The sequence below is a fragment of the Streptomyces sp. NPDC045431 genome, assembly GCF_040646655.1.
Lineage (GTDB): Bacteria > Actinomycetota > Actinomycetes > Streptomycetales > Streptomycetaceae > Streptomyces.
In genome coordinates, this window is sequence record NZ_JBEZAQ010000010.1 from 50,265 (window position 1) to 63,310 (window position 13,046).

14 protein-coding genes and 1 tRNA gene are annotated in these 13,046 nt (G+C 72.3%); 9 read left to right on the forward strand and 6 right to left on the reverse strand.

What is annotated here, in order from left to right:
* Window positions 1-14 precede the first annotated feature (14 nt).
* The 6 genes from tadA (at window position 15) to AB0A69_RS21135 (ending at window position 3,544) form a co-directional block, all read left to right on the forward strand.
* The gene (gene tadA / locus AB0A69_RS21110; protein ID WP_361423926.1) at window positions 15-536 is read left to right on the forward strand and encodes a tRNA adenosine(34) deaminase TadA; all 522 of its coding nucleotides are present in this window, start codon (window positions 15-17) and stop codon (window positions 534-536) included.
* A 79-nt stretch (window positions 537-615) separates the two neighbouring features.
* Window positions 616-700 (forward strand) — tRNA-Ser (locus tag AB0A69_RS21115).
* 114 nt (window positions 701-814) lie between these two features.
* Entirely contained in the window at window positions 815-979 is a 165-nt protein-coding gene (locus AB0A69_RS21120) for a hypothetical protein (RefSeq protein WP_356644878.1), read from the forward strand.
* 9 nt (window positions 980-988) lie between these two features.
* On the forward strand, window positions 989-1,282 hold the full coding sequence (locus AB0A69_RS21125) for a Dabb family protein (RefSeq protein WP_361423929.1): 294 nt from the start codon (window positions 989-991) through the stop codon (window positions 1,280-1,282).
* A 234-nt stretch (window positions 1,283-1,516) separates the two neighbouring features.
* Complete coding sequence (locus AB0A69_RS21130; protein ID WP_361424326.1) at window positions 1,517-2,332, forward strand: RNA polymerase sigma factor SigF; 816 nt, start codon at window positions 1,517-1,519, stop codon at window positions 2,330-2,332.
* A 234-nt stretch (window positions 2,333-2,566) separates the two neighbouring features.
* Window positions 2,567-3,544, forward strand: coding sequence for an RNA polymerase sigma factor SigF (locus AB0A69_RS21135; RefSeq protein ID WP_361423932.1), 978 nt, complete (start codon window positions 2,567-2,569; stop codon window positions 3,542-3,544).
* A gap of 86 nt (window positions 3,545-3,630) precedes the next feature.
* On the opposite strand, the gene AB0A69_RS21140 is transcribed toward AB0A69_RS21135, so the two are convergent.
* Window positions 3,631-3,843 carry a hypothetical protein gene (locus AB0A69_RS21140; RefSeq protein WP_361423935.1) on the reverse strand — a complete coding sequence of 71 codons (213 nt, stop codon included), beginning with the start codon at window positions 3,841-3,843 and terminating at the stop codon, window positions 3,631-3,633.
* 207 nt (window positions 3,844-4,050) lie between these two features.
* Between AB0A69_RS21140 and AB0A69_RS21145 the strand changes: the two genes are divergently transcribed.
* The 3 genes from AB0A69_RS21145 to AB0A69_RS21155 all read left to right on the forward strand — a co-directional run bounded on the left by AB0A69_RS21145 (window position 4,051) and on the right by AB0A69_RS21155 (window position 7,909).
* Window positions 4,051-4,506, forward strand: coding sequence for a MarR family transcriptional regulator (locus tag AB0A69_RS21145; protein WP_361423938.1), 456 nt, complete (start codon window positions 4,051-4,053; stop codon window positions 4,504-4,506).
* A gap of 8 nt (window positions 4,507-4,514) precedes the next feature.
* Window positions 4,515-6,995: an MFS transporter gene (locus AB0A69_RS21150; protein WP_361423941.1), complete on the forward strand. Its 2,481-nt coding sequence runs from the start codon at window positions 4,515-4,517 to the stop codon at window positions 6,993-6,995.
* A 101-nt stretch (window positions 6,996-7,096) separates the two neighbouring features.
* The gene (locus tag AB0A69_RS21155; RefSeq protein ID WP_361423944.1) at window positions 7,097-7,909 is read left to right on the forward strand and encodes a YceI family protein; all 813 of its coding nucleotides are present in this window, start codon (window positions 7,097-7,099) and stop codon (window positions 7,907-7,909) included.
* Here AB0A69_RS21155 and AB0A69_RS21160 read toward each other — a convergent pair.
* The 5 genes from AB0A69_RS21160 to AB0A69_RS21180 all read right to left on the reverse strand — a co-directional run bounded on the left by AB0A69_RS21160 (window position 7,906) and on the right by AB0A69_RS21180 (window position 13,036).
* A complete protein-coding gene (locus tag AB0A69_RS21160) occupies window positions 7,906-8,733 on the reverse strand; it encodes a TetR/AcrR family transcriptional regulator (protein ID WP_361423947.1) in 828 nt (275 codons plus the stop codon). The genes AB0A69_RS21155 and AB0A69_RS21160 overlap by 4 nt on opposite strands.
* Before the next feature lie 75 nt (window positions 8,734-8,808).
* Window positions 8,809-10,395, reverse strand: a complete 1,587-nt coding sequence (locus tag AB0A69_RS21165) for an MFS transporter (RefSeq protein ID WP_361423950.1) — start codon at window positions 10,393-10,395, stop codon at window positions 8,809-8,811.
* Window positions 10,396-10,472: 77 nt separating this feature from the next.
* The gene (locus AB0A69_RS21170; RefSeq protein ID WP_361423953.1) at window positions 10,473-11,168 is read right to left on the reverse strand and encodes a response regulator transcription factor; all 696 of its coding nucleotides are present in this window, start codon (window positions 11,166-11,168) and stop codon (window positions 10,473-10,475) included.
* Window positions 11,169-11,328: 160 nt separating this feature from the next.
* Window positions 11,329-12,186 (reverse strand): DUF2797 domain-containing protein, encoded by an 858-nt coding sequence (locus tag AB0A69_RS21175; protein WP_361423956.1) that lies wholly within the window; start codon window positions 12,184-12,186, stop codon window positions 11,329-11,331.
* Window positions 12,187-12,196: 10 nt separating this feature from the next.
* Window positions 12,197-13,036 (reverse strand): carbon-nitrogen hydrolase family protein, encoded by an 840-nt coding sequence (locus AB0A69_RS21180; RefSeq protein ID WP_361423959.1) that lies wholly within the window; start codon window positions 13,034-13,036, stop codon window positions 12,197-12,199.
* Window positions 13,037-13,046 lie beyond the last annotated feature (10 nt).

Genomic DNA, 13,046 nt, shown 5'->3' on the forward strand with positions numbered 1-13,046 from the left:
ACCCGGCGCTGACCATGACGACCGTTCCCGACCACGGCTCCGGCCCCGACCACGGCTCCGGCCCCGGCCCCGATCCGGATCCCGTACGGGAGCCCTGGCGGAGCGCCATGCGCCGGGCGCTGGAGGAGGCCGAGCGCGCCGCGCTGGCCGGCGATGTACCGGTCGGCGCGGTCGTGCTGTCCCCGGACGGCACGGAGCTCGCCGCCGGCCACAACGAGCGTGAGCTGACCGGTGATCCGACGGCGCACGCCGAGGTGGTGGCGCTGCGCCGGGCGGCCGCGCGGCTCGGGGAGTGGCGGCTGCCCGGGTGCACGCTCGTCGTCACGCTGGAGCCCTGCGTGATGTGCGCCGGCGCGCTGGTGCAGTCGCGCGTGGAGCGGGTGGTGTTCGGGGCGCTGGACGAGAAGGCCGGCGCGGTCGGCTCGCTCTGGGACCTCGTACGCGACCGACGGCTCAACCACCGGCCCGAAGTGGTCCACGGGGTGCTGGCGGACGAGTGCGCGGCGCTGCTGACGCGCTTCTTCCGCGACCGCTGAGGAGTCGTCGGCGCACCGCCGACGACGGTCCCGGCTATCGATTTCAGCGAACCGGCACCCTTGGGCTAAGCTCTCTCTCGGTAGCGTGTCCGAGCGGCCGAAGGAGCTCGCCTCGAAAGCGAGTGTGGCGCAAGTCACCGAGGGTTCAAATCCCTCCGCTACCGCTCTCTTGTGAAGGGCCCCGTGCGCAGGACGCGCCGGGGCCCTTCCTCATGCGCTCGGTTAGACTCACCCGACCACCGGGACGATCACAGGGGAAGACGGGGGACACCGGGCCGATGGCGCAAGCGAAGAAGGTTACGCTCTACATCCTCGTCGTCTTCGTCCTGTACTCGATCATCAACTCCCCCGAGCGCTCCGGCGAACTCGTGAAGGTAGGGTTCGAAGGCATTTCGAGCGCCGCCCAGGGTGTCGGCGACTTCATGACCGAGCTCATCAAGTAGGAGTCCGCTGTGATCCGCCACCTGGTCCTGTTCAAGCTCAACGACGGCGTGCAGCGCGACGAACCGCGTGTGGTCGAGGGCGTGAAGGCGTTCGAGGAGCTCGGCGGACTCATCCCCGAGCTGAAGGTCTGGGAGTGCGCCTGGAACATCACCGACCGGCCGATCGCGTACGACTACGCCATCAACTCGGCGGTCGAGGACACGGACGCGCTGAAGCGGTACATCGAGCACCCGGCCCACCAGGCGGCCGCCGGTCAGTGGCGTGAGTTCGCCACCTGGGTGATCGCCGACTACGAGTTCTGAGTCCGCCGCAGCCCCGCGCCTTCGCGGCACCGCGCTTTCCGAGCCCCGCACCGGTCACTTCCGGTGCGGGGCTTGCCGTATGCCCCCACGCCGCCCTCACAACACGGCGTTATCAGGTGCTTGCACACAGTGGACATGTCTTGTGATGCTATGACCGCTTTTGACGGATCGGTTGACCGTACTTGATCGCAAAGGGGTGGCGTGAACGTGCCGGCCAGTACGACGCCTCACCAGGTGCCGCCCCAGAACGAGTCGAACGAGTCCGAGCCCCGCCCCCGCCCGTCGGGGCGGGCCGCCGACACCCGCGCACTCACCCAGGTGCTCTTCGCCCAGCTGAAGGAGCTGGAGCCGGGCACACCGGAGCACAACCGGGTGCGCGGGGCGCTCATCGAGGCGAACCTCCCTCTGGTGCGGTACGCCGCCGCCCGCTTCCGGTCCCGCAACGAGCCGATGGAGGACGTCGTCCAGGTCGGCACGATCGGGCTGATCAACGCGATCGACCGCTTCGACCCGGACCGGGGCGTGCAGTTCCCGACGTTCGCGATGCCGACCGTCGTCGGCGAGATCAAGCGGTACTTCCGCGACAACGTACGCACCGTCCACGTGCCGCGCCGGCTGCACGAGCTGTGGGTGCAGGTGAACGGCGCGACCGAGGACCTGACGACCGCTCACGGGCGCTCCCCGACGACCGCCGAGATCGCCGAGCGGCTGAAGATCTCCGAGGAGGAGGTCCTCTCCTGCATCGAGGCCGGGCGCTCCTACCACGCCACCTCGCTGGAGGCCGCCCAGGAGGGCGACGGACTGCCGGGGCTGCTGGACCGGCTCGGGTACGAGGACCCCGCGCTGGCGGGCGTCGAGCACCGCGATCTCGTACGCCACCTCCTCGTACAGCTGCCCGAGCGCGAGCAGCGGATCCTGATGCTCCGCTACTACAGCAATCTGACGCAGTCCCAGATCAGCCAGGAGCTCGGCGTCTCGCAGATGCACGTGTCAAGGCTCCTCGCACGGAGCTTCGCCCGATTGAGATCCGCAAACAGGATCGAGGCGTAGCTGGAACGGGTAGACCCTTTCAGCCCCACTTCAGGCGGTGGAAAAGCCGCACACCCCCTGTTTCCTGCGCAGATTTGCTCCCATGTTGTCGACAAGTCACTACAGCGTGTTGCCGACATGTGACATTCTGCTGGAACCGCGTTTGCCGCAGTCTCGGCTCCGGTATTCAGGTGGAGGCTGCGTTCCTCCGATGGTCGCGGCCCACGCGACCGTCCGCGACCTCAAGGGGGTGGCATGTCCGCAGAACAGGGCAGCTCGAAGGTGCTCACGCTCACGCCCGTGCCGGAGCTCATGTCCGCGCCCGGGCTCGCGTCGGTACCGGTACCGGCACAGGTCGGGATCGCCGAGGTCCCGGACACCGTGGAGGCCATGGCGGCCATGGACGCCCCGCAGCCGGTCGGCGAGGTCGCCGAGGTCGCCGTCGTCCCGCACGCCGCGAGCGCGCCGGAGGCCATCGACACCCGCACGCTGTCCCGCTCCCTGTTCCAGCGGCTCGCCGTCCTCGGCCAGGACAGCCCCGAGCGCACGTACGTCCGGGACACGCTCATCGAGCTGAACCTGCCGCTCGTGCGGTACGCCGCCGCCCGCTTCCGGTCCCGCAACGAGCCGATGGAGGACATCGTCCAGGTCGGCACGATCGGCCTGATCAAGGCGATCGACCGGTTCGACTGCGAACGCGGCGTGGAGTTCCCGACCTTCGCGATGCCGACCGTCGTCGGCGAGATCAAGCGCTTCTTCCGCGACACCTCGTGGTCCGTGCGCGTGCCGCGCCGGCTCCAGGAGCTGCGCCTGGCGCTGACGAAGGCGAGCGACGAGCTGGCGCAGAAGCTCGACCGCTCGCCGACCGTCCCCGAACTGGCCGCCGTGCTCGGCGTCTCCGAGGAGGACGTGGTCGACGGTCTCGCGGTCGGCAACGCCTACACGGCCTCCTCGCTGGACTCCCCGTCCCCGGAGGACGACGGCGGCGAGGGCTCGCTCGCGGACCGCCTCGGGTACGAGGACAGCGCCCTGGAGGGCGTCGAGTACCGCGAGTCGCTCAAGCCGCTCCTCGCCAAACTCCCGCCCCGCGAGCGGCAGATCATCATGCTGCGCTTCTTCGCCAACATGACCCAGTCACAGATCGGCGAGGAGGTCGGCATCTCGCAGATGCACGTCTCGCGGTTGCTGACGCGGACGCTGGCGCAGCTGCGCGAGGGGCTCATCTCCGACTGAGGCGCCGCCCCTCCCGACGTCGAAGGGGGCTCACCGGTGCGGTCCGCACCGGTGAGCCCCCTTCGTCATGCGCGCGTGTACGGGGATCAGGCCAGTGCCAGCCAGGCCACCGCCGCGACGATCACCACGACCGCCACGACGCCGGCGATCAGGCCGACCCGGGGGCCGGACGAGGTCGTCGCCGCCGGCTGCTGCCGCTGCGGCGTGCCCTCGTCGACGAAGGCGCGGAACATCTGGGTGCTGCCCGCGGGGTCGTAGTTGCCGTCGGAGCCCTGCGGGGCGTGGGGGTTGTGTGCCATGGGGCAGGACCCTAGCGAACCGGCGTGCCGTGCCCCAACCTCCGTCCGCGCTCCACCCGAACTCCGCGCGAAGTCCGCCCACCGCCCGCTCCTCACGGCTCTCTTTTGCCAGGACTTTAGACGCCTTCGCCCCTTTTTAGTTTGCCTGTAGCAACCAACATCTTCTATGGTTGCCCTAAGCAACAAGATGTTCGGGGGTGCCTGCCCATGGCCGAGCGGAGTCAGTACGAGGAACTGGCCCGGCAGCTGAGCGCCATCGGCGCCGTCAAGCGCGGACTCTCGCGGCTCCTGCCCGCCGAGTGCCCCGCCGGCTCCGCCGCCGTCCTGGCGCTGCTCGACCGCTACGGAGAGATGCGGATGAGCCGCCTGGCCGAGCTGCTCGCCGTCGACATGTCGGTGACCAGCCGCCATGTGGCCCACGTCGCCGACCGCGGCTGGATCGAGCGGCTGCCCGACCCGGGCGACCGGCGCTCCCGCATCCTGCGGCTGACGGGCCCGGGCAAGGAGCTGCTCGACGACCTCGGGCGGCGGTCGGCGGACCTGTTCGCCCACCACCTCCAGGACTGGTCCGACGACGAGGTCGGACAGCTGAACGCGATGCTGGCCCGCCTCCGGAGCTCCTTCGGAGACTGCCGGCCCCACGCCACACGTACACAAGCGTAAGGAAGTTCATGGCTACGACCACACCACCCGGTGTGCGGGGCGGCCACCACGCCAAGACCCGAGACGGTGGCGGCGACGGCACGCCCATGACGCACCGGCAGATCATGGAGGCGCTGTCCGGGCTGCTGCTCGGCATGTTCGTCGCCATCCTGTCCTCGACGATCGTCTCCAACGCCCTGCCGGAGATCATCTCCGACCTCGGCGGCGGCCAGAGCGCGTACACCTGGGTCGTCACGGCCGCCCTGCTGTCGATGACCGCCACCACCCCGCTGTGGGGCAAGCTCTCCGACCTCTTCTCCAAGAAGCTGCTGGTGCAGCTCGCCCTCGTCATCTACGTGGCGGGCTCGGTCGTCGCCGGTCTGTCCCAGAACACCGGCATGCTCATCGCCTGCCGCGTCGTCCAGGGCATCGGCGTCGGCGGTCTGACCGCCCTCGCCCAGATCATCATGGCCGCGATGATCTCCCCGCGGGAGCGCGGCCGTTACAGCGGCTACCTCGGCGCCACCTTCGCCGTCGCGACCGTCGGCGGCCCGCTGCTCGGCGGCGTGATCACCGACACCGACTGGCTCGGCTGGCGCTGGTGCTTCTACGTCGGCGTGCCCTTCGCCGTCATCGCGCTCATCGTCCTCCAGAAGACCCTGAAGCTGCCCGTGGTGAAGCGGCAGGTCAAGGTCGACTGGGCGGGCGCCCTCTTCATCAGCGCCGCGGTCTCGCTGCTGCTGGTCTGGGTCACCTTCGCCGGTGACAAGTACGACTGGCTGTCGTGGCAGACGTACACCATGGTCGCCGGCTCGGTCGTGCTCGGCGCGGTCTTCCTCTTCGTCGAGTCGCGCGCGAGCGAACCGATCATCCCGCTGCGGCTGTTCCGCAACCGCACCATCGCGCTCGCCTCGCTCGCCTCGCTCTTCGTCGGCGTCGCGATGTTCGCGGGCACGGTCTTCTTCAGCCAGTACTTCCAGCTGGCGCGCGACAAGTCGCCGACGATGTCCGGCGTCATGACCATCCCGATGATCGCCGGCCTGTTCGTCTCGTCGACCGTCTCCGGCTGGATCATCACGCGCACCGGCCGCTGGAAGGCGTGGCTGGTCGCCGGCGGTGTGCTGGTGACGGCGGGCCTCGGCCTGCTGGGCTCCATCCGGTACGACACCGAGTACTGGCACATCGGGGTCTTCATGGCCGTCCTGGGCCTCGGCCTCGGCATGATGATGCAGAACCTCGTCCTGTGCACCCAGAACCAGGTCGCCCCCGCCGACCTCGGCTCGGCGTCCTCCGTGGTCACCTTCTTCCGTTCGCTCGGCGGTGCCGTCGGCGTCTCCGCGCTGGGCGCGGTCATGGCCAACCGGGTCACCCACTACGTCAAGGACGGCCTCGCCGACCTCGGCCCCCAGGGCGCGGCCCTCGGCCACGGCGGCACGGGCGGCGGCGGCATCCCCGACCTGGACGCGCTGCCCGCCCCCATCCGGACCGTCATGGAGAGCGCGTACGGGCACGGCGTCGCCGACGTCTTCCTCTACGCGGCGCCCTTCGCGCTCATCGCGTTCCTCGTCACCCTGTTCATCAAGGAGGTCGCCCTGAAGAGCAACGCGACGCCCACGCCCGAGCCCGCTGGCGAGCCCGCTGCCGCGACCGCTCCGGCCGCTCCGACCGCTGCGACCACTGCGACCGCTGCGGCCCCCGAGGCGGCCTCCCCGGTCGCCGCTCCGGCGGGCGGAACCCCCGGCAGCGGAACCCCCGTCACCGGCACCGTCCGCACCGCCGACGGCACGGCCGTCGCCCGCGCCGCGGTCACCCTCATCTCCCTCGGGGGCCGGCAGCTGGGCCGCTCGGTCGCCCACGCCGACGGCACGTACGCGCTCGAAGCGCCCGGCTCCGGCTCGTACGTCCTGATCGCCTCCGCCGACGGCTACCAGCCGCAGGCGTCCACGGTCGTCGTCGGCGCGGAGCCGCTGGGCCACGACATCCTGCTCTCCGGTACGAGCGGCCTCGCCGGCGCGGTCCGGGCCGCCGAGGGCGGGGAGCCCGTCGAGGGCGCGATGGTCATCGTCACCGACGTACGCGGCGACGTCCTCGCCTCCGGTACGTCGGCGCAGGACGGCACGTTCGCCTTCGGCGAGCTGGTACCCGGCGCCGTGACCGTCGCGGTGAACGCCGACGGCTACCGGCCGCTCGCCCTGCCGGCCGAGATCGGCGGCCAGGGCGTGACCCGGGTCGAGGCGCTGCTGGAGGCCGGAGCCCGGCTCCAGGGCACCGTACGGGCCGGGGCGGACCACCGCCCGCTGGCCGACGCACGCGTGACGCTCGTCGACGCGGCCGGCAACGTCGTCGCCACGGCGACGACCGGCGAGGACGGCGCGTACGGCTTCGCCGACCTGAACGCGGGCGAGTACACGCTCATCGCGACCGGCTACCCGCCGGTGGCCGGCGCGCTCACCGTGACCGGACACGGCCTCGACGGCCACGACATAGAACTCGCCCACCCCGGCGAGTGACCCACAGCTCGGGTGGATCGAGCGGAGACACCCGATGAGGGGGCGGCAGGCAGGGGACGGCCTGCCGCCCCTGCTTTCTTTCGTACGAGGAGAGAACCCGCATGGCACTGCACGCACACGTACGCACCCGCGACGGCTGGCCGGTCCAGCACGCGGTGGTGACCGTGACCGACATGACGGGCGCCCAGGTGGCGCGGACCGACGCCGACCCGGACGGAGCCGTCGTCGCGGAGGCGCCGCTCGCGCCGGGCCCGTACACCGTGGTCGTCACGGCGCTCGGTTACGCCCCGGCCGCGCGCACCGCGCTGGTCACCGGGCACGGCCGGGCGGAGCTCGGCACGGTGGTCCTGGCCCGCGCGGGCGGCGTCGAGCTGCCACCGCCCGGCGCCTGGACCCTGGACCCGGCGCACTCGTCGGTCGGCGCGGTGGCACAGCACCTGGGCATCTCCAGCGTGCACGGCCGCTTCACCGACTTCGGCGGCCGCATCGAGATCACGCCGGACCTCGCGGCGTCGCGCGTGGACGCGGTGATCGCGGCGGCCTCCATCGACACGGGCAACGGCCTGCGCGACAAGCACCTGAAGTCGCCGGACTTCCTGGACGTGGAGACGTACCCGGAGATCACCTACCGCAGCCACGGCCTGACCCCGGCGGGCCCGGACCGCTGGACGGTCCACGGCTCCCTCACCCTGCGCGGCATCGCGCGCGAGGTGGACCTGTCGCTGACGTACCTGGGCACGGGCCCGGACCCGTGGGGCGGCACGCGCGCGGCGTTCCACGCGACGGCGGAGCTGCGGCGCGAGGACTTCGCGATGAACTACAACCAGGTGGTGCAGGCGGGCATCGCGGCGATCGGCACGACGGTACGGGTGGAGCTCGACATCCAGGCCGTACGCGGCGAGCGGCTGCCCTAGTCGCTTGAGGCGGTCATCGCCTCGATGCCGGCGATCAGGAGCTTGAGCGCGAAGTCGAAGTCGCGCTCGCGCATCTCGTCGACGGTGTCGCCGCCGCGGGCCTCCATCAGCTCGGTGGCCCGGCGGAAGTCCTCCTCGAAGCCGGGCCGTTCGTGGATCGCGGCCAGCGCCTCGCGGTAGTACGCGTCCTGGCTCATGCCCGCGCTCGCGCATCGCTGCATGAACTGGCCCTCGACCGTGCCGAATCCGTACACGAACTGGAAGACCGCCTGGGTCGCGCCCGTCTGGGCGTACGTGGGCAGACCGGTGTTGCCGATGACCCGCTGGACGCAGAGCGCGAACGCCAGCGAGTTGGGGCCGATGTTGAGGAACCGGCCTACCAGCGGCGCCACCCAGGGGTGGCGGACCAGCAGGGCGCGGTAGCCGACGGCCAGCGCGCGGAGCTCGATCCGCCAGTCCGGGTCGCCGGTCGTGGCGTCGGGCAGGTCGAGCTCGCCGAAGACCGCGTCGATGGCGAGCTCCAGCAGGTCGTCCTTGGTGTCGACGTACCAGTAGACCGACATCGCCGTGACGTCGAGCTCCGCGGCGAGCCGCCGCATGGAGAACTTCTCCAGCCCTTCGGCGTCCAGCAGCCGGACCGCCGCGGCGGTGATGCGGTCCCGGTCGAGCCCGGAGGGCTGGTCGGCGGTGCGCTCCGCCCCGCGTTCGGCCGTGCGCTCCGCCCCGCGTCCAGCCTTGCGGCCCGCCGATCGCGCGGCTCTGCCGCCCTCCAGCCACACGCTCGCACGGGCCGGGTGCTTCGCGCGGTCGGCTGCCGACACCATGGGCTGTCCTCCTCGAATCCTGGCCCTGATGCTATGCCCGCCGCCTGCTGTGCCCGGCCCCGCTATGCCGCCCCGCTACGCCCGATCGCGCTCGGCGGCGTCCGGGTCGGCCCGGTCCGGTTCGGCCGGGCCCGGCTGGGCGCTTCCGCGCTCCACACCGCCCCGCTCGGCGCGGTGCAGCAGCACCGCCGCCAGCAGGCCGCCCGCCAGCACCGCGACCGCGCCGACCAGCTGGCTGGTCTCCAGACCGGCGGCGAACGCGTCCGCGACCCGCGCCCGGTCGGCCGGCCCGTCGGCCGCGGCGAGCGCCGCAGGGAGGGAGACGGCCGCCACCCCCGCCCCGGCGACCGCCGCCGTGAACCGCGCGTTGAGGACGGCTCCGAGAACGGCGACGCCGAGCCCGTTGCCGAACTCCCCGAGCGTGCCGTTGATCCCCGCGCCCACGCCCGCCTTCTCCGGCGGTATCGCGCTCATGATGGCGTTGCCCATCGCGGGCATGGCCAGCGCGACACCCGCGCCCATGACCACGAGCCCAAGCAGCATGCCGCCGTACCCGTGCGCCCCGCCCAGGACGGCGATGGCGGCGAGCCCGGCGGCGACCAGGGCCATGCCGAGCGCGATGGTCCGCGGCGTACCGAGCTTCGGCAGCAGCCGGGCGCCGACGCCCGTCAGGTTGAGGACGACGATGGTCAGCGCGAGCGGCGCCGTTCGCAGGCCCGCGTCGAGCGGCCCGTACCCGAGCACGAACTGCAGGTGCTGCGTCAGCAGGAAGAGCGAGCCCGTCATGCCGAACGCGACGAGGATCGCGCCCGCGACGGCGCCGACGAAGCGCTGGTTGCGGAAGAAGTGCATGTCCAGCATGGGGTGCGGGGTGCGCAGCTCCCAGACCGCGAAGACACCGAGGACGGCGGCACCGAGGACGGCGGCGACCACGACCCGGCCGGAGGCCCAGCCGTGCTCGGGCCCGGCGATGATCGCGTACACGACGGCGGTCATGCCGATGGTGGACAGCACGGCGCCGAGCACGTCGGGCCGGTCGCCCTGCTTGTGCTTCGACTCCGGTACGAGCGCGGCGACGGCGGCCAGCCCGAGGACCGCGACCGGGATGTTGACGAGGAAGATCGCGCCCCACCAGAAGTGGTCGAGCATGAACCCGCCGAGCAGCGGCCCGGCGGCGAAGCCGAGCGAACTGACCGTGGCCCACAGGCCGATGGCCTTGACCCGCTCGGCCTCGTCGAAGACCTGGACGACGACGGCGAGGGTCGTGGTCATCAGCAGCGCGCCGCCGATCCCCATACCCGCGCGGGCGGCGATCAGCTGCGCGGACGACTGCGCGAGCCCCGCGGCGAGCGAGCCGACCCCGAAGAGGGCGAGACCGAGGAGCAGCATCTTCCTGCGGCCGTAGCGGTCGGCGGCGTTGCCGGCGGTGAGGAGGAGGCCGGACTGGACGAGGGAGTACGCGTTGATCATCCACTGCACGTCGGAGGTCGAGGCGTGGAGCTCGTCGGTGAGGGAGGGGATCGCGACGTTGAGGACGGTGTTGTCGAGCAGCACGGTCAGCTGGGCGAGGCAGATGACGCCGAGGATCAGCCAGCGCTGCGGGTGCCCGCCGCTGCCGGTGGGCGGCGCGGCGGGATGGGGATCGGCGCTTGTCGCCGTCATGACGGGAGCTCCTTGTACGGTGTACGAGACTCAGGCCCGTACACCGTACAAGTGCCCCTTCTACGCCGTACAACGACTTATGCGCCGGGCTTGATGAGGTACCCAGCACCACGCCGGGTGTGGATCATCGGCGGCCGTCCGGCGTCGAGCTTCTTGCGGAGGTAGGAGATGTAGAGCTCGACGACGTTGGCGTGTCCGCCGAAGTCGTAGCTCCAGACCCGGTCGAGGATCTGGGCCTTGCTCAGCGCCCGCCGCGGGTTGCGCATGAGGTAGCGCAGCAGCTCGAACTCCGTGCCGGTCAGGTGGACGGCCTGCCCGCCGCGCGACACCTCGCGGCTGTCCTCGTCCAGGACCAGGTCGCCGACGACGAGCCGCGAGCGCCGCGCGGCGCCGGACCGCCGGGTCAGCCCGCGCAGCCGCGCGACGACGTCCTCGATGCCGAAGGGCTTGGTGACCTGGTCGCCCGCGCCGGCCGCGAACCCCGCGACCCGCACCGCCGCCCCGCTCGCGTCCCTCGGCGTCAGGAACAGCACGGGCACCCCGGGCAGTTCGCGCCGTATGCCGCCGACCACGGCGGGCCCGTCCATGTCCGGCAGCGTCACGTCCAGGACGACGGCGTCGGGCCGGAACTCCCGGGCGGCCCGCACCGCCCCGGCGCCGTCCCCGGCGCAGCGCACCTCCCACCCCTCGTACCGCAGGGCCGTGGACAGCAGTTCGGCGAGCGATGCCTCGTCGTCGACGACGAGGACGCGGAGTCCGGTCTCGGTAGGCATGGACTCACGATGGCGAAGGAGCCTGAGAGAAGCCTTGGCCGTCCCTGTGATTTCCCTGAGAAAGGCCAGAAAGGCCGTCGGATCCGTCGGGTCCGTCGGGTCCGTCGGGTCCGTCGGGTCCGTCGGGTCCGTCGGGTCCGTCGGGTCCGTCGGACGCCCCTCAGAAGAGCCCGGGCTGCTCCCCGCGCGGCACGTGGACGACCGGCACGGTGACAGCGGCGTCGGCATCACCCGGAACGAGGTCCCACCCACTGATCAGCCGGGTGTCGAGGACGATCCGGCGCCCGTCCCCGGCGAGGAGGTGCACGTCGGGCCCCGCGACGGCGACGACCGTCCCGCGCACGCTCCCTCCGGCGACGAGCTCGCCGACGACACCGTCCACGGCGTCGACCCGCTCCAGGCCGAAGACCTCGGCGAGATCGACGACCCGCGGCTCGGCCGCCCGTTCCAGGGTCTCTCCCCAGCCGGGCACCCCGGCGGCCCGCCGGTACAGCGCCTCCACCTCCGCCGCCCGCTCGCCCGCGTCGGGCAGCCGTACGCGCGCGGCGCGCTTGGCGGCGTACGGGATGCGGTCCGGCACCCCCAGCGCCGTACCGAGCACCTCCTCGGTCCGCCGCGCCGCCATCAACGGCCCGCGCCCGAGCCAGGTGTACGCCACCGCCCCCTGCTCCAGCAGCCGCGCGTCACCCCGCTCCTCCGCGGTGATGCCGACCTTGACCATGCCGGGGCCGAACCACGCGAGGTACACCCGGTACGTCCTCGGGTCGTCCGCCGCGGCGTCCGCCGCCACGGAGTGCGCCCGGTCCAGACGGGCGCACTCGGCGCACCGGCTCCCGGTACTGCGCCCGCCCACCACGGCCCCCACGACGCACGGCCGCCCGCGCGCCCCGGCGCACCGCCGCTCCCCGACGGCCCGGAACCCGATCTCGCGCCCGTACGACAGCGGGCTGACCCGCCCCCGCTCCCACACGAGCACGGGCCGGCGCTCCTGCCACCGCAGCCCGACGGCCCTGGTCATCCCCGGTACCTCAGCCCCGGTACCGCAGGCGCGGCGCGGACCCGGTGTCGTGCAGGTCCCGCAGCACGGGCCGCGCCTCCCGCGCCGCGCGCAGCACGGCCGGGTCGAGGTCCGCCACGACGACCTCCCGCTTGTCGGGCCCGGCCTCGACCACGAGCCGCCCGTCGGGTCCCCACACCCCGCTGCCGCCGCAGGTGTGCCAGCCGCCGGTCACGCCCACGTGGTTGGCGAGCACGGTGTACACGGTGTTGTCGAACGCCCTGGCCGGGAACCACATGCGCGACTCGTGGTACCCGTTCCCGACTCCGAACAGCGCCCCCACGACGTACGCGTGACACCCGTCGAGCGCGGCGGCCCGGGCGTGCTCGGGGAACCCGGAGTCGTAACAGACCCCGATGCCGAGCCGCCACCCGTCCACCTCCACCGTGCAGCCGGCCTCCCCCTGCCGGTACACCTCGCGCTCACCGGCGAACAGCGTCTGCTTGTCGTACCGCCCGGCGAGCCGCCCTTCGTCGTCGACGACGAGCGCCGACACGTACAGCTCCCCCGCCTCGTGCACGGCGGCCCCCACCACCCCGACGACCTCACCGTCCCGGCACGCCTCCCGCACCGGATCCAGCCGCCCGTCGTCGACCTGCACGGCGCACCGCTCCGGCTCGGCGGCGATCAGCCCGGGCTCGTATCCGGTCAGGAACTTCTCGGGGAACACCACCACCCGCGCCCCACTCGCGGCGGCCTCCCGCACCATGTCCGCGACGACGGCGGCATTCGCCTCGACGTCCCCGCCGACGGGACACGCCTGCGCGGCGGCGACGCGCAGGACCTGTGAGGGCAGTTGATCACTTCGCATGCCGGCCAAC